Raw genomic sequence first — 18,731 nt, forward strand, 5'->3', positions numbered from 1 at the left:
TGTGTCCATCCTCGCAGTATCCGGTTCTCAAGGTGCACGCCCCGCGGCTGGTCCGGTCCGACCGGGCCGCGCGGCAAGGAGATATATTGCCAGACCGCGAAGCCCTGTGGGACGTCAATTCCACTCTTCACAAGTCCTACACAACATATTGCTTTCTATAGGTAATAGAAAGACTGGTGCGGATCTTCCGCACGTATCAGATGATGACCCTTTGGTTCAGGAATATATAGAGATCGGTCACCTATAAGTGTTTATCTACCCGCGCTTTTAGCAATGTAAACCGCGCTTCAGATAAAAAGAGGGAGCGCCGCGCACAACGCGACACTCCCCTAGCGATTCAAGAGAATCTATTAGGCCTCGAGAGCCTTCTTGGCGATGGTAGCCAGCTCGTTGAAGGACTCGATGTCCTCGTAAGCCATCTGAGCCAGGACCTTGCGGTCGAGCTCGATGCCGGCAACCTTCAGGCCGTGCATGAACTGAGAGTAAGAGATGTCGTTCAGACGAGCAGCAGCGTTGATACGAGTAATCCAGAGAGAACGGATCTCGCGCTTCTTGTTGCGGCGATCACGATACTGATACTGCAGGGAGTGCTGGACCTGCTCTTTAGCATGCTTGTAAGTACGCGAAGCGGCACCGTAGTAACCCTTCGCACGGTGCATAACGGTACGGCGCTTCTTCTTGGCGGCAACAGCGCGCTTAATACGTGCCATGTTCTATCAACTCCTAGACGGTAAAACGAAAAACGGGAACGCGAACTTAGGCGAGACGCGACTTGATGACCTTGCGGTCGGCAGCGGCGATCTCGGTCTCCTGACGGAAGCCACGCTTACGCTTGGTGGACTTCTTGCTCAGGATGTGGCTCTTGAAAGCCTTGGCGCGCATAAGCTTGCCGGTACCAGTCTTGCGGAAACGCTTCTTGGTGCCGCTGTGGGACTTCATCTTAGGCATGAAATACTCCTTAATCGGTTACAGAACACTAGTTACTTGGTATCGCTTGCCGCTTTATCCTCATCGAAGGCGCCCTTAATCGGGGCGAGCAGCATAAGCATGTTACGGCCTTCCATCTTAGGCTTGGACTCGACCGTAGCGTAAGGCTTGAGATCCTCGGCGAGACGCTCGAGAACGTTAAGACCCTGCTCCGGATGAGCCATCTCACGGCCGCGGAACATGATGGTGATCTTAACGCGTGCGCCCTTCTTGAGGAAACGCAGAACGTGGCCCTTCTTGGTCTCGTAATCGCCAACGTCGATCTTGGGTCGGAACTTCATTTCCTTGACCTCGACCTTGGACTGGTTCTTACGAGCGGCCTTGGCCTTCATGGCCTGCTGGTACTTGAACTTACCGTAGTCCATGACCTTGCAGACCGGCGGCTCCGCGTTGGGAGCGATCTCGACCAGGTCGAGACCCTGATCGTCAGCGACGCGCTGGGCATCGCGGATGGCGAACAGGCCGAGCTGTGAGCCATCGACGCCAATCAAACGGCACGAAGATGCAGTGATCTCGTCGTTGATGCGGGTGTCATCAGACTTAGCTATTTTCCCTACCTCCATTCATAAAAAAATAACCCGGCGCTTCTTTGCAACCAGGTCGTACACATAGACTTCCTCGATTTGAGGAAGGGAATCTAAGTTGTATGACCAGTCAGCTGCTCATTGGCGCCAAAAGGTGGGAACCCTCAGGTTCCTCTTTAGGGCATTGCGGGAACAACGCCTTGCGAATAATAACACGTACAGCACGTTATCACATTACGTACACGAAAAAGGGGCCTTGACCCCCCCCCCTTGAACACTCGCTTGTATGTATGGTGCCCGAGGCGAGACTCGAAGGGCCTTCGCTTCGCGAAGCTCCAGGCTTCGGGCGCGTGGCGCCCTCGCCACGCTCCGTTACAAACAGGCCACAAGCCTGTTTGCTTAACGCTTCGCGCGCTCACGCGAGTTCGGCACAAAAAGGGGGCCGCAACCCCCTTGAACGCTCGCTTGCATGAATGGTGCCCGAGGCGAGACTCGAACTCGCACGTTGTTGCCAACGGTGGATTTTGAGTCCACTGCGTCTGCCAATTCCGCCACTCGGGCACACAATGCGTGAGTTAGTTTATCACAGCTTTCTACCGATTAGTCCGAAAATGGAACTTCGAGCATTTCGATGAGTTCGACCGTGCGGAGCATCTCGCGCCGACGGCATCCGCGACCGTCAACCGAAGCCTCACCCATCTGGTTATCGTAAGGGTCCTCGCGCATGCCGTCGAAAGAGGGCTCAAACTCTGCCTGGAATCGATTGTTGGCCACCATACGCCACGGGTCGAGATTGCCAAAGTAGTGACGGCGACGCCACTCCTCCCCCATCCTGCGAGCAGAAGATCCAAATGACACGTCGGCGTTGAGCCAACCGGTTTGCGGCGTATAGAACTCTGCCCAGTCGTGCGACCCCACCGAATCGGGCGCAACATACAGGCCGCTCTGCCAACGGGCAGGCACGCCCGCGATACGGCACATGGTGATAAACGTGAGCGCCATAACGCCGCAATCGCCGCGGAGCGAATGCGCGCAGTCATCGGCAATAGATCCCAAAAGCAAGTACGGCGGCTGATAGCGATAGTCGATATGCTGCGTCAGGTAATCATAGATAGCACGGGCGCGATCGAGCGGATCCTCGAACCCGTCAATAACACGCTCCGTCAGCTGTCGCAGGTACGGCGTAAACGCAATGTGCGGACAATCCTCGGAGGTGTCGACGGGCAGCGGCGCGTCCATGCAAGGATGCGCCGGAAGCGCACCTCCATAGATATCACGATAAGCGGCATCGATATGATAGCGATAGGTCACCGAGAATGAATGTTCGGTCGAAGATGACCAGGAGGCAGTACGAGCCGAAACGTTCTCAGAGGCAACGGTGCCCTCCGGCGTCATATCGAGAACCTCGATATAAGACTGTTGACGACAGGCGGCGGCAACGGGAAGCCACGCACGAACGGTCTCTCCCTCCAACGCGCCGGGGACAGACACGCACGCCTTAAGCGTGATGCCACGAGACAGCCCGCCCTGCGACTCCATATCCTTGAGCATCTGGTTGCGCAGCGCAATTCCATCCGTAGAATCGGGGCGCAGGCCCGGAACCTCCTTGGGATACACGCGAAGTGAATCGAGGAAGTTATCGAGAACAAACAGCTCACCATCGATAAAGCGCCAGTCAATACGCTTACGATCAATCAGATCGTCAAACTGCTCCTCGGTAAACTCAGGCCACTCCTCGCGAATCATCGCAATAGCCCGATCTCGCGACACCGAAAAATGAAGCGGTGTCTCGAGCATGCGATACCGCTCCGCACGAACACAAGCAGCCAGCAAAGGCTCGGGGTTCTGCTCCAAAAGGCGATCGCAAGCAGCAACAGCCTGCGTCAAATACCCGGCATCCTTAAGACGGAGAATCTCGGGCGGTAGCCCAATATCGAGATGGCGAAAATCATCACAGCAAACATCGACAGAGCAACCAACAGGACCCTCGTCAATAACCTTCCCATCCGAAGGCAGCACATCAATAACAGCCATATCAAACTCCATGTCATTAGAACTCTTGAAGCACATTGTAGCGAGATAGAAAAGAAAGCCCCAACAAAGGAGCCATCAACACCGCTGAACGGTAGTCAATAAATAAATTCAGCCCAGTAACCCTGCAGCGAGTTAACAAAGGAGGCCCCGCTTCCCCGGAGCTGATTCCGTCGCGCGACTTCTGGCGAAGCCAGGTGAGCGCGAGGGAACCAGCGTAGGGGAAACGGGGCCTCCGGCGGGAAAGTTAAACCGCTACTTACGCCTTGTTGACGGAGCCAAACTCCTCCATGAGCTCCTTGGTGCGGGCAACGATGTTGTCGCGACCAGGCTTGAGGAGCTTGCGGGGGTCGAAGCCCTTGCCCTGCTGATCCTTGCCAGCCTCGATGTACTCGCGGACGCCCTTGGCGAAGACGAGCTGCAGGTCGGTGTTGACGTTGATCTTGGAGATGCCCAAGGAGATGGCCTTCTTGATCTGATCCTCGGGGATGCCGGTGCCACCGTGCAGGACGAGGGGCAGGTCACCGGTCTGGGCCTTGATCTCGCCCAGACGCTCGAAGGAAAGGCCAGCCCAGTCGGCGGGATACACGCCGTGGATGTTGCCGATGCCGCAGGCGAGGAAGTCGACGCCCAGGTCAGCAATCTGCTTGCACTCAGCGGGGTCAGCGAGCTCGCCGTTGGAGGTCACGCCGTCCTCGGTGCCGCCGATGCCGCCGACCTCGGCCTCGATGGACATGCCCTTGGAGTGGGCAAGCTCAACGAGCTCCTTGGTGCGGTCGAGGTTAAGCTGGAAGGTCTCCTCGTGAGAGCCGTCATACATGATGGATGTGAAGCCGGCCTCGATGCACTTGAAGCAGTCCTCGTAAGAACCGTGATCGAGGTGAAGGGCGACGGGAACGGTAACGCCCGTGGCCTCGACGGCAGCCTTGACCATGTCGGCGCAGACCTTGAAACCGCCCATCCACTTAGCGGCACCAGCGGTGCACTGAAGGATCAGCGGAGACTTGGCCTCCTCGGCGGCCTGGAGAATAGCCAGGGTCCACTCGAGGTTGTTGGTGTTGAAGGCACCGAGAGCGTACTTGCCGGCCTCGGCCTTCTTGAGCATGTCTGCTGCGTTGACGAGCATAAAAGAAACCTCCTGTAAGGTTGCTCCGATAACGCCTGAGATTTTACCACGGCGTACCCGAGCATAAACGTTCGTTTGTTCACGAATATCGTCCAAACAGACTTTTTTTGACCGTTTGCCCTACGGAATCGACCCGTTGGGGAAAAATAGCTTGACGTTTGGACGCTTCTCGTGCTTCAGGAGCTGACTATAAAGCTACACCTGCATGAAAGGGTTCTGCATGAGCTCGCGTGCCATGGATGTCGAATCGCCATGGCCGGTTAGGCAAACGGTATCGGGCGGGAGAAGCCGGGCGAGCTTGGAGAGCGAGCGCAGAATCGCTGCCTCGTCGCCACCGGCAAGATCGGTGCGGCCGTGGCTGCCCGGGAATAGTGTGTCGCCCACAAAAGCAATGTTCCCCTGCTCCGTGGCAGCAAACAAGACGATCCCTCCCGGCGTATGCCCTGGCGTCTCGATCGCCTGCAGGCAGATATCGCCCACCTCGATCGTATCGCCCTCGGCGAGCAGGCGCGTCGGCTCCCCGGGGTCAGGCGTCTCAATGCCCCACATAGCTCGTTGTTCCTCGATGTTCGCATGCGGCACAGCTGCGTCCTTGTCACACAGCCCGTACAGGGCGTCAGGGCCAACGGCGGCCCGAACTCCAGCGACACCGCCCACGTGATCGGCGTGACCGTGCGTACAAACGGCACCGAGCACATGCACATCGGGATGTCCGGCTCGAATATGCCCAACGATGCTCTCGCCCTCCCACGCGGGATCGATGATCAGGCATTCGCCGCTGGAAATCACGGCGTAGCTGTTGGTCTGGATGGGACCGTTGACAAGGGTTTCGATTGAAACCGAGCCCCGAGGGGTTAAATCCAAAGTCGCAACAGCCATGCGTACGTCCTCCTTCTATAAGCGTCGAGGCATCAAACGATGCCTCGAACGTAGCCAATGTCAAATCTGCTGCGCCGGCAAGCCTACACACGACGCTTGAGCTGAGCTCCACCCTCACCAGGCATCAAACGGCGCGCGTCATAGACCGAGTCGACACTGCTAATCGATGCCAGCAGCGGATCCAGACCGCTCGCGTCAGAAATCTCGACCATAAAGCGCAGGGTTGCAATACCCTCGCGGTTGGTCGACGTGGCGGCAGAAAGGATATTGCCCCCCGCATCGCCAATGGCAATGGTGACATCCTTGAGCAGGCCCATGCGGTCCAGGCACTCGACCACGATCTCGACCTGGAAGAGGGCGTCGGCAGCGCCGTCCCACTCCACTTCGATCATGCGCTCGGGATGCTCCATAAGACCCTTGACGTTGGGGCAATTGGCGCGATGCACCGAAACGCCGCGGCCGCGCGTGATGAAGCCCACGATGTCGTCGCCCGTCACAGGGTTGCAACAATGCGCCAGACGAACCAGCAAGCCGCTGTTGCTCTCGCCCTTGACGATAATGCCGTTGCTGGCGCTCTTGCCGCGCTTTTGCGGCTTGCGGTTGGAACCGCGGGCAGGCTGCTTGACGACCTCGGCGATAGCCTCGGCCTTGGAGAGCTGCTCCTCGGGCTTGGGGTCCAAGATTTGCTCGACCTTGTTACCCACAGCGCGCGGGGCAACCTTGCCGGCGCCGACGGCGGCAAACAGGTCCTCGAGCTGCTTGTAATTAAACTGCTCCGCCACGGCGTTGAGCGCACGCGTGGATCGCGGCGTAGAGATGCCGTACCCGCGCTTGCGCAGGTCCTTGGCCAGTATATCGCGACCGGCGGCAGCGTCGTCGTCCTTGGTTGCGGCGGCAAAATAGCGGCGGATCTTTGACTTGGCCGAAGGCGTCTTGACGATCTTGAGCCAATCACGCGACGGCTTGGAGCTCTTGTTGGTCAGGATTTCAACGCGGTCGCCCGTCTTGATCTCGTGCGTGAGCGGGGCCACCGCACCGTTGATCTTAGCGCCGACGCAGTGGTTGCCTACCTCGGTGTGAACGGCGTAGGCAAAGTCGAGCGGCGTGGAGCCGGCACGAAGTGCCATGACCTCGCCCTTGGGCGTAAAGACAAAAATCTCCTGGTCAAACAAGTCAACCTTCAGCGAGTGCAGGTATTCCTTGGCGTCGGTGATTTCATCAGACGCAGCCCAATCGAGCGAATGCTTGAGCCAGTTAATCTGGTCGTCTAGACGTTGAGCGTCATTGGTCTTAGACGCAGACGATCCGCCCGACTTCTTATAGAGCCAGTGGGCGGCAATGCCGTACTCGGCCTGCTCGTGCATCTCGTAGGTTCGAATCTGAATCTCGAGCGGACGAGCTGTGGGGCCGATAACCGTCGTATGGAGCGACTGGTAGTTATTGACCTTGGGCATGGCGATATAGTCTTTAAAGCGACCGGGCATGGGGTGCCATAGTGTGTGCACCGCGCCGAGCGTGGAGTAGCAATCGCGCACCGAATGCGTGATGACGCGCAGTGCCACTAGGTCGTAGATCTCGGAGAATTCCTTGCCCTTGCGCTTCATCTTTTGGTAAATGGACCAATAGTGCTTGGAGCGGCCATTAATCTGGAAGCCCTCCAGGCCAATGCGGTTGAGCTCATCGGTGAGCGTCTTGATGGTCTCGGCCAGATAGCGCTCGCGAACCTCGCGCGACTCAGCCACCATGCGCGCGATGCGCTGGTAGGCATCGGGCTCCAGGTAGAAGAAGGACAGGTCCTCGAGCTCCCACTTAATAGAGCTCATGCCCAGACGGTCGGCCAGGGGCGCGTACACGTCCATGGTCTCGCGAGCCTTAAACAGGCGACGGTCCTCGCGCAGGGCTGCAAGGGTGCGCATGTTATGCAGGCGGTCGGCAAGCTTAACGATAATGACGCGGATGTCCTTGGACATGGCGAGGAACATCTTGCGCAGCGTAAGCGCCTGCTTCTCGTCCATGCTATCGACTTCAATGTTGGTGAGCTTGGTCACGCCATCGACGAGCTCGGCCACCGTATCGCCAAACAGGCCGGAAACATCGGCAAGCGAGGTCTCGGTGTCCTCGACGGTATCGTGCAACAGCGCGGCGCACACCACATCGCAGTCCATCTTGAGGTCGGCCAAAATGATAGCCACCTCGACGGGATGGTTAATGTACATCTCACCCGAGCGGCGCTTTTGGTTGCAGTGCTTCTCGGCAGCAAAGCAATAGGCCTGCTCCACCTTAGAAAAGTCGTCCTCATTCATATATTTGAGGCACAGGCGCTCCAGCCTGTCGTAGCTGTCCGCCATAATCTCGGGCGGCAGCTCATCGGCATGCTTATAGTGCTCCATCTCCGAAAACGGCTGGAGGGTGGAATCATGGGCGGTACGGGCTGCGGCATCCATCGAAGTCCCCTTCCCCTAGGCCCGCGGTACGATCGGGCGGTTAACTTTGGCTAGCATATCAGAAGCGCACGAATCGAGCGCCCAGCTCCGGAAAGCCGAGAACTCCATGCGCGAGCGCAAGCCCTCCAAATAGCGAATTGACCTGCTCAATTGCACACGGCCGGGGTTTTCGGCCATCGCGATGCGACGGGTGTCGTCAAACCCCGAAACGCGACAAAAACCAAGCTCTTCGAAGATTCCCAGGCCGCTTTCCACCGAGCGCTCGTCGACCGGCGTGCGAGCATCGATGGCAAGGCACATCTGCGCGATGTCGATATCGCTCGCGCTAAAGGAATCGTCCCCGGTCTTGCCGCGGTTGGAGCGCCACATAGTTTGCAGCGCGCGATAGAGCGTGACGAGCTCGTCGCGCTCGGGCGCATAGCAGTCGAGTAGGCGCTCGTTAATGCGGGCGTCGCGCGACGAATAGAGCAGGTGAATCACGGCGGGCTGGCCGTCGCGACCGGCGCGGCCACTCATCTGGTTAAACTCAATCGCGCCAAACGGCATGTGGTAGAGCACGACATGGCGAATATCGGGAAGGTTGACGCCCTCGCCAAAGGCAGAGGTCGAGACGATGCAGCTGAGGCATCCGTCACGAAACGCCTCCTCTACGCGATGGCGGTCGGCGCGCGTAAGGCCCGCGTTGTAAAAGGCGATATGCGACGCGTAGTCGGGCACGCGTTTGCGTAGCGTCTTGGCAAGCGCCACGGACTGATCACGCGAGTTGACGTAGATGACGGTCTTCTCCCCCGTCGCGACGATGGACACCAGGCGGTTTTCGCGGCTCGCAAGATCGCGGTCGTCCTCGAGCTGCAAGTTCTCGCGCACCGTCTCGTCGACCACCGTACGGGTAATCGGCAGCACGCGGGCAAGCTCCGACACGACCGGAGCCGTTGCGGTGGCGGTCGTGGCCAGAACGACCGGATCGCCCAAGGCCTTGAGGATATCGGGCATGTCGAGGTATGCGCTGCGGTCGCCGCCCTTGGCAAGACCGGCATGATGCGCCTCATCGATAACGACAAAACCGATACGTCCAGAACGCGCAAAGCGGTCGCGGTGAATGGACAGGAACTCGGGCGTCGTGAGCACGATGCCGGTACGGCCCGAAGCCAAGCCGGCAAACACGTCATCGCGCGCCGCCTCCACAGTCTCGCCGGTCAGCACGCCTACGCCAATGCCGAGCGCGGCCATCGTCGACGAGAGGTGATAGGCCTGGTCGGCAACGAGCGCGCGCAGCGGATAGACAAAGATGCTCGCACGCCCGCGAAGAACCGCCTCGCGCGCGGCGTGCACATGGAAGATAAGAGACTTGCCGCGCCCCGTTCCCATAACGGCCAGAACACTTTGGTGATCGGCCAGGGCGTCGAGTGCCTCGACCTGAGCGCGGTGCGGCTGGTTCGAGCCGATAAAGCTATGGATAAGCGAGCGCGTCAGCTCGGTATAGGAAAGCTGAGCGAGCGTTTGGCGCTTGCGGGACTCCAGACGAAGACCGGCGTCCGCAGGCTCCACGCCGCGGCGAAGCTCACATGCCGGGTCGTCAACGCTGGGCGCCGTGGTATCGCGGACCAAGACATCCTTAATCATGAGCTTGGGCTTTACGCGACCTTGCCAATGCTCGGCCACCGCCTCGAACACCAAGTCGACGGCGCTGTCGCAATTGATAAGCCTGTCGATCTGCGGCACACGAAACATGATTGCCGGCACACTCGCGGCGCCATCGGTCGCCACAAAGCGCATGTGCTCGCCGGTTTTGCCCACCACGGCGCGGTCACACATCGTCACGCCCTCGGCGGCCAGAAGCGGCACCTTATTGCCCTGGCCAAACGGCTCAAGACGGGAAATCTGCTCTATAGTCTCAATATTCAGCTCGGAAAGGTCGACCGTGGCGGCAACCTCGTCGATGTCTTCGAAGTCCTCGGCGGGAATCTCCGATAGCACGGCGGAAAGGCGACGACGGAACTCGTCGAGCTTGGATGTCTCGATGGTCACACCTACCGCACCGGCATGCCCGCCGCGACGAATCAACAGGTCGGAGCAACGCTCGACGGCATCGAACAAGTTGACTTTGCCCACCGAGCGGCCCGATCCGCGTGCAACGCCGTCCTCGATCGAGAAGAGCAGCGCCGGCACGTGGTAGCGATTGGTCAGGCGGCTCGCCACGATGCCCTTGACGCCCTCGTGCCAGCCCTCGCCGCCCACGACGATTGCGCGCCCGCCGTCATAAGTCTCCTCGACCTTCGCCATGGCATCGCGCGTAAGCTCGGCCTCGATCTCGCGGCGTTGGCGATTGATTTCCTCGAGCTCGGCTGCCAGTGCACTTGCTTCAATAGGATCACGGGCAAGCAGCAGGTCAAGCGCCAGCTTGGGATCAGCCATGCGGCCGGCAGCGTTCAGACGAGGGATGAGTGAAAACGACAGGCCGTCGGCCGTAATGGTAGAAAGGTCGGCCTTGGCAAGTGCGGCAAGCGCGATATAGCCGGGACGGGCCGTCACGCGCATCTGCTGGATGCCCTCGGCGACCAGTGCGCGATTCTCGGGCGTGAGCGGCATCATGTCGGACACGGTGCCCAGCGCCGCGACCTCTATCAGCGAACGCCAATACGACGGCTTGCCCAAACGCTCTCCCAGAACCTGCACCAGCTTAAGCGCCACGCCGGCACCGGCAAGCTCGCGCGAGGGACCCTCGTCCTCGAGCTTGGGGTCGGTCAGGGGCACGCCCTGCGGCACCTGGTCGGACGGCTCGTGATGGTCCGTGACCACCAAATCGATCCCCAGGCTCTCCAGATAGGAGACCTCTTCCTTGGCAGCAATACCGTTATCGACGGTCACAATCAGGTTGGGTTGGGCGAGCTCGTTGACGCGGTCGAGCGCCGCACGCGACAGGCCGTAGCCCTCGTCAAAGCGATGCGGGATAAACGGCGTGACGTTGGCGCCAAACGAACGTAGCGCCTCGGTCAACAGACAAGTCGACGTAATGCCGTCGACGTCAAAATCGCCAAAGACGGCGATGCGCTCGTGGCTGCGAATAGCACGCTCAACGCGGTCGGCGACGACCGCCATGCCCGGAATAACGAGCGGGTCCGCCCAGTCGCGATCGAGCGAAGGCGTCAAAAACAGCTGGCCTTCTTCGATGGATGTAATGCCGTGCGCAACCATAATGCGCGCCACCAACCCGGGTATGCCCAGGCCAGCCGAAAGTTCCTTTTCGAGCTCGGGGTTTTGCCGAGCGACCGCCCAGCGATGCGTCGTCTTAAGCGATGACATAGGCGCCCACCCCCGATAGGGGCAGGTCGCCGCGATACCTCTCACGGTTCATAGCGATGAGTCCTCTGTGTATGCCCGCTTCGGCAGGCAGATCTGTTGAACGGATTTATTATACCGTGCGGCACGGACGCACAACGTCCAGCACGCCGCGGTTTCGATAAACGAGGGCGGTAATACCCTCGAAATATTCGAGCGTTTCTGACGCACGGACGCATGCGAGCGTCTAGCATATCCATTCAAAACGGATTCACGAGCAAAGGGAGTCGCAAGCGCATATGAAGCAATGGGTTGGACTGGGAAAGTTCCTCGCAGGGCATATGCAGATCATCGTTCCGATTTGCGTGGCGCTCGGCGTGCTCTTTCCCCAGCAGATCGGCGTGCTCAAGCCCATTGTTCCCGCCCTCTTCGCCTTTATGACGTTCCAAGGCGCGCTCAGTAACACCTTCCACCAGGTCGCTGAGGTGTTCCGCCGTCCCCTGCACCTGATTTTGGCGCTGCTCGTCTCGGCGGTGCTCATTCCCATAGCAGCCTATGCCATAGGGTCACTCTTCTTTGGCTCCAACCCCAACCTTGTCTGCGGCATCGTGCTCGAGTACAGCGTACCCGTGGCAGTCACCGCCTTTATGTGGATTAGTATGTTCGGCGGCAACGGCCCGCTCGCGCTCACCATCATCCTGACGTCCTCGGTTATCTCGCCTGTGACGATTCCGCTCACGCTGAAGCTCTTGCTGGGTGCCACCGTCTCGATCGATGTGCCGAGCATGATGCAGGACATGGCCTTTATGATCGCCATCCCCGCCGTGCTCGGCATCGTGATCAACGAGCTCACGCGCGGATGGGGACACGAGAAACTCTCCCCCGCGCTTTCGCCCGCCTGCAAGTTCATGATGATGGGTGTCATCGCCTCCAACTCCACCGCCATGAGCGAGTACGTGCTACACATGAATGCGGTGCGCCTGGAAGTCGCCCTCTTTATTTTGACCTTCGCCATCAGCGGCTTTGTCGTCGGCATTCTGGTCGCCCGCGCGTTGCACCTGCCGTATAGCGAGACGACCACCATGTGCTTTACCTGCGGCATGCGCAATATCTCTTCGGGCGCCGTCATCGCCACGCAGTATTTTCCCGGCGAGGTCGTGTTTCCCGTCATGTGCGGAACGCTGTTTCAGCAGGTGCTCGCCTCGGTTATCGGACATCTCTTTGAGCGACTGACCGGCGAGGAGCGCGCCAAACAGCGCAAGCGGGTCAAGGCCGGGCGCGACGCGATGGCACGCTAGGCAGCACACTTTTCGCAGGCGCTCGCCTTGCTATACGAGCGTTTCCAGATGCGCGCGTAGGCGCTCAGCATCGATATAGAGCGTGGTCTCGGCATTAACCTGGGCCAGACGATAGCCCACGAAGTAGGGCGATACCACCCAACGTGGCAACGCCTTGGCAATGGTCCGGCCGTCCATGTGGTAGAAGAACAAGTTGTACGACTCCGCGCGACCGCCGTGGTGTTCGTGCAGGATATAGCGCAGGGCCACCTGAATCGCATCGGCAAACAGGTCCGCTTCGGCTTGGTCGCGGGCGTCGTCGCTGGCGGCGATTCCCTGTGGAGCCGAGACGTTGACCTCAAAGAATCCCATGATCGGCTCGGTTGAGATGTTGACCGAGATTCTCCCCTGCCGCCAGACATTGATGCCTTCGAAATTGGCGGAAGTCAGCGAAGCATAGCCGTCTTCCTGCTCAAAACCCACAATCTGCATGTGAGGATGGACGAGGCTGCCGCCCGAAAGCGGGCCTTTGTTCTTGTACATGAGCACGCTGAGGTACTGTTGGGAATCGATCATCTGCTGCCAACAGCCCAGGGCAAACCGCATCACATGATGCAGCTCATCCGGTTCATAGGTCGCCAGGTCGGCGTCGTGATTGGCCGACTCGATCAATACGGTCTGACGGGTGGCCCGCAAGGTCTTGAACTTATTCTCGAGCCAGATGCAGTCACCATCGCGCTCGATGATGTTGGCGAGCCCCTCCGTGTCGCAAAAGGGGCACGCGGTGCCAGGGCGACGATTATCGTCGGGCTTACCGTTCGCCTGCTGAACGTCAAATACCAGCGCCACGGGTTATACCTCCAACGGCACGATCTTGGTGCCATGGAGCTCGGAGACGCCTAGCGCCGCTGCGACCGCGTCGCGATTTGCCGTAGTGATGCCGCCGCCGGGAAGGATGGTCAAACGATCGCCCGCATACTCGATTAAACGAGCCAGGTGATCGAAATTATCCTCGATCGACGTACCGGCCGCGCCGCCATGCGTGAGGATGCGCGTAACGCCGCAGTCGGCAAGTGTATCAATCGCATCGAGCTGAGCCTCGGGCGAAAGCTGGTCAAATGCCATGTGGAAGGTGATGTCAAGGGACTCGCGCTTGCACTCCTCGGTCGCGCAACCCGTAGCCATAACGAGGGCGCCAAGGGTGAGCTCGTCGAGCGCCCAGCCGCCGGCACAGGGCTTGCAGCAGCCAAAGACCAAGCCGTCAACGCCGGCGCTTACGGCAAGGCCCAGGTCCATCTCCATCATGCGCAGCTCGTCTTGGTTGTAATGAAAGTCACCGCCACGCGGGCGAATCATGCACATCACTCGCGCGTCATGCTCGTGAGCATAGCTGACTGTAGCGCTGATAACACCGGCCGAGGGTGTAGTGCCACCGACGGCAAGGTTGTCGCACAGTTCAATACGCCTTGCACCGGCATCGATAGCCGCCGGCACCCGCTCAAAGTTCTCGGCACAAAACTCGTACAGCATAGATAGACCCCCAAAGACAGCAGATGTTTTCCGACGGGCATTGTCACACATCCCCATGAAGTTGCGGTGGAATAGGGACTGTTTTGGCCTCTGGAGCCCGTATTCAGTCCCTATTTCACCGCAACTTAAAGGGGTGCTGACCGAAATGGTCAGCACCCCTTTTTGCTGTATAGAAGTAGTCGTTGGGGACGTTCTTAAACGACTATTCATTCAAGAACGTCCCCAACGACTATCCCGGGATGAGGCACGCTTTGGTGCGGGAAGGTAGCTGCTCAGAAATGTGGTCGAATGAGAGTTGCATCAAAGGAGCACTGGTTGGTGTTTCGCGCGATGCGTCAACCGACACTCGTCGCTATACCGGGGACAGACAGACCGGACTCCCTATACGACAACTGTTGACATCATATACTATGTGTCATATAGTAGGTGTTGCACAGTATACTACGAAAGGAGGTGTGCGGATGGAGGCACAGATGAAGCGCGGCTTCCTCGAGGCCTGCGTGCTCGCGGCCGTCTCGGGCGAGGAATCCTACGGCTATCAGATCGTGAAGGACGTGCCCGCGAGCATGGGGCTCACGGAGTCCACGCTCTATCCGTTGCTCAAGCGCCTGGAGAAAGCGGGGTGCATCACGGCGCGCTCCGCCGAGCACAACGGGCGGCTGCGAAGGTACTACCGCATCACGGAAACCGGGCATGAGCGTATCGCCGAGTTCCTCGCCGAATGGCCATCCGTGCAGGAAATCTACCGTTACGTGAAGGGAGCGCACCATGACGCGCGATGAGTTCTTGAACCGGCTGGGCGAGCTTCTGGCCTGCCTGCCGGCAGATCAGGTAAGGGAAACGCAGGAGTTCTACGCGGAGGCCATCGCCGACCGTATGGAGGACGGCATGACGGAGGCCGAGGCTGTGGCCGCCATGGGCACGCTCGGTGAGGTCGCCGAGGCAACGCTCGACGAACTGCCCGCCGTGCCGCGCGCAATTGCGAGGACCAAGCGCAAGAGCACGGCGCTTCTATGGGCGCTCGCCATCGTGGGCTCTCCGGTATGGATTCCGCTGCTGCTCGCGTTCGTCGCCGTTGCCGCTACAGTCTACATCTGCATTTGGGTTCTTGCGCTCTGCGTGTGGATCGTGGCCGCGGCATTCGGGGGCGCGGGCGTGGTGGGGCTCCTGTTCACCGCGGACGGCATCATTATCGGGCATGTTCCGTACGTTTTAACCTCGATGGGAATGGGATTCGTTTCCATCGGTGTGGCGCTCCTCGCGGGAGCCGGTGCCTGGACGGCGTCCAAGCAGATCGCGTGCCTCTCTGCCCTTTGGGCGAAGAAAGCCGTTTCGCCCTTCTGGAAAGATCGAGGCAATAAGAGCCGCAGGGGCGCTGAAGCGGCGCCGCTTACGGCATAGGAAGGAGTGCAAACATGTCCAGCGTAAAAAAGATTTACCTTGCCGTAGCGGGTGGGCTTGTTGCCACGGGGCTCGTCCTGGCTGCTATCGGATTTGTGGCCTCCGGCTTTAACCTCGCTGTGTTCAACACACAGATCGACCTGCGCGATGACACCATCATTCTGGGTGGTGTTGAAATAGACGACCCGACAGGGCTTCCGCTCATCGAGCAGCTTGCCGAGGTCGGCGAGATCCATATTGGATCTGCAACGGCTGGTTCGTCTTCTCCTCGCAAATGATCGAGCTCGTAGCGGCCATCCCCCTTCGGGCACACCACGACGGGCGTGAGCACGCCGCGCTCGGAGCCTTTTGACCTAGTCGTTGGGGACGTTCTTAAACGACAAGTCATTCAAGAACGTCCCCAGCGACTACCCCAAATGTCAGAACCAAAGCAACGCCGCAGGCAGAGGACGGACAGCGAGCGGGCGCCAGAGCGAACAAATTGGCATGAAAAGAGGGCGGCATAGACCTTCTGGTCATGCCGCCCTCTTTGAATGACAAGTTGTCGCTCTGGCGCCCGCGCAGCGTCGGCCGGTCCGCCGTTCGGTAGAACGGCGGAACCTCCTAGCCACCGAGATAGGCCTTGCGGACGTTATCGTCGTGCAGGAGCTCTTGGCCGGTGCCGGTCATGGTGATCTTGCCGGTCTCGAGCACGTAGCCGCGTGTGGCGATCGAGAGCGCCATCTGCGCGTTCTGCTCGACCAGAAGCACCGTGGTGCCGGCCTTGTGCAGGTCCTCGACAATCTGGAAGATCTGCTCAATCAGAATCGGCGCCAGACCCATGGAAGGTTCGTCGAGCATAAGCAGTTTGGGGTTACTCATAAGGGCGCGGCCCATAACGAGCATCTGCTGCTCGCCACCCGAAAGGGTGCCGGCGACCTGGCGACGGCGCTCCTTCAGGCGCGGGAACTGCTCGTAGACGCGCTCAAGGCCCGGAGCAACCGTGGACTTGGGCTGCGTGTAGGCGCCCATCTCCAGGTTCTCCTCGACCGTCATCTGCAAAAAGGCGCGACGGCCCTCGGGCACCTGGGCCAGGCCCTTACCAACCAGCTTATCGGCGGGCGTATGAGTAATGTCCTCGCCCATAAACTTGATGGAGCCGGTCTTGGAGCGCAGCAGGCCCGAGACGGTCTTGAGCGTTGTGGACTTGCCGGCACCGTTCGCACCGATCAGAGCCACGATCTCGCCCTCGTTGACGTTAAAGGAGATGTCCTTGATGGCGTGGATGGCACCGTACCAGACGTTGATGTTGTAGACGGAAAGCATCGGCTCTGCCATTTAGTTCTCCCCCTTATCCTGCTTGCCCAGATACGCCTCGATAACGGCGTCGTTGTTCTGGATTTCCTCGGCCGTGCCCTTGGCGATGACCTTACCAAAGTTGAGCACGCAGATGCCCTCACAGATGTTCATAACGAGCGACATGTCGTGCTCGATAAGCATGATGGCGATGCCGAAGGTGTCACGAATCTTGACGATGTTCTCCATGAGCTCGGCGGTCTCGGACGGGTTCATGCCGGCGGCAGGCTCGTCGAGCAGCAGCAGCTTGGGGTTGGTGGCAAGCGCACGGACGATCTCCAGACGACGCTGAGCGCCGTAAGGCAGCGAGCCGGCCTGCTCATTTGCCAGATGCTCCATATCAAAGATGGACAGCAGCTCCATGGCGCGCTCGTGGGCGGCCTTCTCGTGCTTCCAATACGTCGGCAGGCGCAGCACGCCCTCAAAGCCGGAGTAACGCTCCTGGTTATGCAGGCCGACCTTAACGTTATCCTCCACCGTCATGGTGTTAAACAGGCGGATGTTTTGGAAGGTGCGGGCAATACCCATGCGGTTGATCTGGTAGACCGACTTGCCCGAGGTGTCCTCACCGTCGAGCAGGATGGTGCCGTGCGTGGGCTGGTACACCTTGGTGAGCAGGTTGAAGACCGTGGTCTTACCGGCACCATTGGGGCCGATCAGGCCGGCGATCTCGGTCTTGCCGATAGTCAGGCTAAAGTCGTCGACTGCCTTAAGGCCACCGAACTCAATGCCCAGGTGGATGCACTCGAGCGCCGGGCGCTGGCCCAGGTCGCGATCGGGAACGATGGCGCCAGAAGGATACGGGACCATCTTGCCCTTGTTGAACTCAAATTTACTGGGCATCGGCTGCCACCTCCTTCTTGGAAGCAAAACGGTCCTTGACGCGACCGAAGAACGCCTTGAGCTGCGGGTTGTTGGTAAAGATCATGACCAGGATCAGCACGATGGCGTAGATGAGCATGCGGTAGTCCGAGAACTGACGGAGCAGCTCAGGAAGCACCGTGAGCAACGCCGCCGCGATGACGGAGCCGCGCATGTTGCCCAGACCGCCCAGGACCACGAACACCAGGATGAGGATCGACGTGTTGAAGTCGAACTTGGTGGCGGAGAGCTGCGAGAAGTTACCGCCGAAGAGAGCTCCGGCAGCACCGGCGAGGGCAGCGGAAACCACGAAGGCGATCATGCGGTACTCGGTGACGGAGATGCCTACGGACTCGGCTGCAATCTTGTTATCGCGCACGGCCATGATGGCACGGCCGGTACGGCTGCGCACCAGGTTGAGTACAATCACGAGCGCGACCATGACCAGGATGGCACCGGCGAGGAAGGTCGAGTACGTCGACACGCCCGAGGCACCCTGGGCGCCCTTGATGATGGCGGTGCCGTCCTCGAGCAGGTGCAGGTCGTCGATCGTGGAGTTGCCCGTGATGTTAAAGATCACATGCAGGCCGCGGGAGTCGACACCCACAATGAGGCAGGTGACGATCTCTTTGATGATCTCGCCAAAAGCCAGGGTCACGATGGCCAGATAGTCGCCGCTCAGGCGCAGGACCGGGATACCGATCAAGAAGCCCAAGATGGCAGCGGCGATAGCGCCGACCACAATGCTGATGACAAGACGTATTGGATCGGAGGGGACGGCGCTCTCGAGGGCAACCGCGGTAACGATGCCCGTATAGGCGCCGACGCTCATAAAGCCCGCGTGGCCCAGCGACAAGTCGCCCGCGATGCCGACAACGAGGTTGAGCGAGATGGCCATAACGATGTAGGCCGTGATGGGAACCAACTGGCCGGCGATCATGCGCGGGATCATATGGTTGGACTGCATGAAGAACACGATGGCGAATGCCACGATGCACATGGCGTACGTGACAAAGTCGTGACGCGTCTGCTTGTCTTTAAGGAACTTCATAACGCT

17 protein-coding genes and 1 tRNA gene are annotated in these 18,731 nt (G+C 59.5%); 4 read left to right on the plus strand and 14 right to left on the minus strand.

The window, feature by feature from the left end; genetic code table 11:
• Nucleotides 1-350 precede the first annotated feature (350 nt).
• From rplT to recJ, 9 genes are all read right to left on the minus strand, one after another.
• Nucleotides 351-710, minus strand: coding sequence for a 50S ribosomal protein L20 (gene rplT, locus DW821_RS03035; RefSeq protein ID WP_006234421.1), 360 nt, complete (start codon nucleotides 708-710; stop codon nucleotides 351-353).
• 46 nt (nucleotides 711-756) lie between these two features.
• On the minus strand, nucleotides 757-948 hold the full coding sequence (rpmI, locus tag DW821_RS03040) for a 50S ribosomal protein L35 (RefSeq protein WP_006234422.1): 192 nt from the start codon (nucleotides 946-948) through the stop codon (nucleotides 757-759).
• Between the two features lie 32 nt (nucleotides 949-980).
• The gene (infC, locus tag DW821_RS03045) at nucleotides 981-1,550 is read right to left on the minus strand and encodes a translation initiation factor IF-3 (RefSeq protein WP_006234423.1); all 570 of its coding nucleotides are present in this window, start codon (nucleotides 1,548-1,550) and stop codon (nucleotides 981-983) included.
• A gap of 435 nt (nucleotides 1,551-1,985) precedes the next feature.
• A tRNA-Leu gene (locus DW821_RS03050) sits at nucleotides 1,986-2,072 on the minus strand.
• Nucleotides 2,073-2,111: 39 nt separating this feature from the next.
• Entirely contained in the window at nucleotides 2,112-3,545 is a 1,434-nt protein-coding gene (locus DW821_RS03055; RefSeq protein ID WP_118065497.1) for a transglutaminase-like domain-containing protein, read from the minus strand.
• 256 nt (nucleotides 3,546-3,801) lie between these two features.
• A complete protein-coding gene (fba, locus tag DW821_RS03060) occupies nucleotides 3,802-4,668 on the minus strand; it encodes a class II fructose-1,6-bisphosphate aldolase (RefSeq protein WP_006234429.1) in 867 nt (288 codons plus the stop codon).
• A gap of 195 nt (nucleotides 4,669-4,863) precedes the next feature.
• Complete coding sequence (locus DW821_RS03065) at nucleotides 4,864-5,547, minus strand: MBL fold metallo-hydrolase (protein ID WP_118065499.1); 684 nt, start codon at nucleotides 5,545-5,547, stop codon at nucleotides 4,864-4,866.
• 83 nt (nucleotides 5,548-5,630) lie between these two features.
• Entirely contained in the window at nucleotides 5,631-7,991 is a 2,361-nt protein-coding gene (locus tag DW821_RS03070; RefSeq protein ID WP_118065501.1) for a bifunctional (p)ppGpp synthetase/guanosine-3',5'-bis(diphosphate) 3'-pyrophosphohydrolase, read from the minus strand.
• A gap of 15 nt (nucleotides 7,992-8,006) precedes the next feature.
• Nucleotides 8,007-11,294: a single-stranded-DNA-specific exonuclease RecJ gene (gene recJ, locus DW821_RS03075; protein WP_118065503.1), complete on the minus strand. Its 3,288-nt coding sequence runs from the start codon at nucleotides 11,292-11,294 to the stop codon at nucleotides 8,007-8,009.
• Between the two features lie 275 nt (nucleotides 11,295-11,569).
• Between recJ and DW821_RS03080 the strand changes: the two genes are divergently transcribed.
• Nucleotides 11,570-12,568 (plus strand): bile acid:sodium symporter family protein, encoded by a 999-nt coding sequence (locus DW821_RS03080; RefSeq protein ID WP_118065505.1) that lies wholly within the window; start codon nucleotides 11,570-11,572, stop codon nucleotides 12,566-12,568.
• A gap of 30 nt (nucleotides 12,569-12,598) precedes the next feature.
• Here DW821_RS03080 and DW821_RS03085 read toward each other — a convergent pair whose 3' ends face one another.
• Both DW821_RS03085 and DW821_RS03090 read right to left on the minus strand, forming a co-directional pair.
• Nucleotides 12,599-13,396 carry a DUF4931 domain-containing protein gene (locus DW821_RS03085; RefSeq protein WP_118065507.1) on the minus strand — a complete coding sequence of 266 codons (798 nt, stop codon included), beginning with the start codon at nucleotides 13,394-13,396 and terminating at the stop codon, nucleotides 12,599-12,601.
• 3 nt (nucleotides 13,397-13,399) lie between these two features.
• The gene (locus DW821_RS03090; RefSeq protein ID WP_118065509.1) at nucleotides 13,400-14,077 is read right to left on the minus strand and encodes a copper homeostasis protein CutC; all 678 of its coding nucleotides are present in this window, start codon (nucleotides 14,075-14,077) and stop codon (nucleotides 13,400-13,402) included.
• A 461-nt stretch (nucleotides 14,078-14,538) separates the two neighbouring features.
• Between DW821_RS03090 and DW821_RS03095 the strand changes: the two genes are divergently transcribed.
• From DW821_RS03095 to DW821_RS03105, 3 genes are read left to right on the plus strand one after another with little or no spacing between them, the layout of a single operon-like run.
• Nucleotides 14,539-14,859 carry a PadR family transcriptional regulator gene (locus DW821_RS03095; RefSeq protein ID WP_199410663.1) on the plus strand — a complete coding sequence of 107 codons (321 nt, stop codon included), beginning with the start codon at nucleotides 14,539-14,541 and terminating at the stop codon, nucleotides 14,857-14,859.
• Entirely contained in the window at nucleotides 14,846-15,478 is a 633-nt protein-coding gene (locus DW821_RS03100) for a DUF1700 domain-containing protein (RefSeq protein ID WP_117637815.1), read from the plus strand. The genes DW821_RS03095 and DW821_RS03100 overlap by 14 nt, the downstream gene beginning before the upstream one ends.
• Before the next feature lie 14 nt (nucleotides 15,479-15,492).
• A complete protein-coding gene (locus DW821_RS03105) occupies nucleotides 15,493-15,756 on the plus strand; it encodes a hypothetical protein (RefSeq protein ID WP_117776090.1) in 264 nt (87 codons plus the stop codon).
• A gap of 325 nt (nucleotides 15,757-16,081) precedes the next feature.
• Here DW821_RS03105 and DW821_RS03110 read toward each other — a convergent pair whose 3' ends face one another.
• Genes DW821_RS03110 through DW821_RS03120 form a run of 3 tightly spaced genes read right to left on the minus strand, consistent with a single transcriptional unit; the run spans nucleotide 16,082 to nucleotide 18,725 of the window.
• Complete coding sequence (locus DW821_RS03110) at nucleotides 16,082-16,783, minus strand: ABC transporter ATP-binding protein (protein WP_035137222.1); 702 nt, start codon at nucleotides 16,781-16,783, stop codon at nucleotides 16,082-16,084.
• A gap of 12 nt (nucleotides 16,784-16,795) precedes the next feature.
• On the minus strand, nucleotides 16,796-17,656 hold the full coding sequence (locus DW821_RS03115) for an ABC transporter ATP-binding protein (RefSeq protein WP_118065511.1): 861 nt from the start codon (nucleotides 17,654-17,656) through the stop codon (nucleotides 16,796-16,798).
• Nucleotides 17,646-18,725 (minus strand): branched-chain amino acid ABC transporter permease, encoded by a 1,080-nt coding sequence (locus tag DW821_RS03120; protein WP_117635469.1) that lies wholly within the window; start codon nucleotides 18,723-18,725, stop codon nucleotides 17,646-17,648. Before DW821_RS03120 ends, DW821_RS03115 begins: the two co-directional genes overlap by 11 nt.
• Between the last annotated feature and the right edge of the window lie 6 nt (nucleotides 18,726-18,731).

It is taken from the genome of Collinsella sp. AM33-4BH (assembly GCF_003469205.1).
Classification (GTDB): Bacteria; Actinomycetota; Coriobacteriia; order Coriobacteriales; family Coriobacteriaceae; genus Collinsella.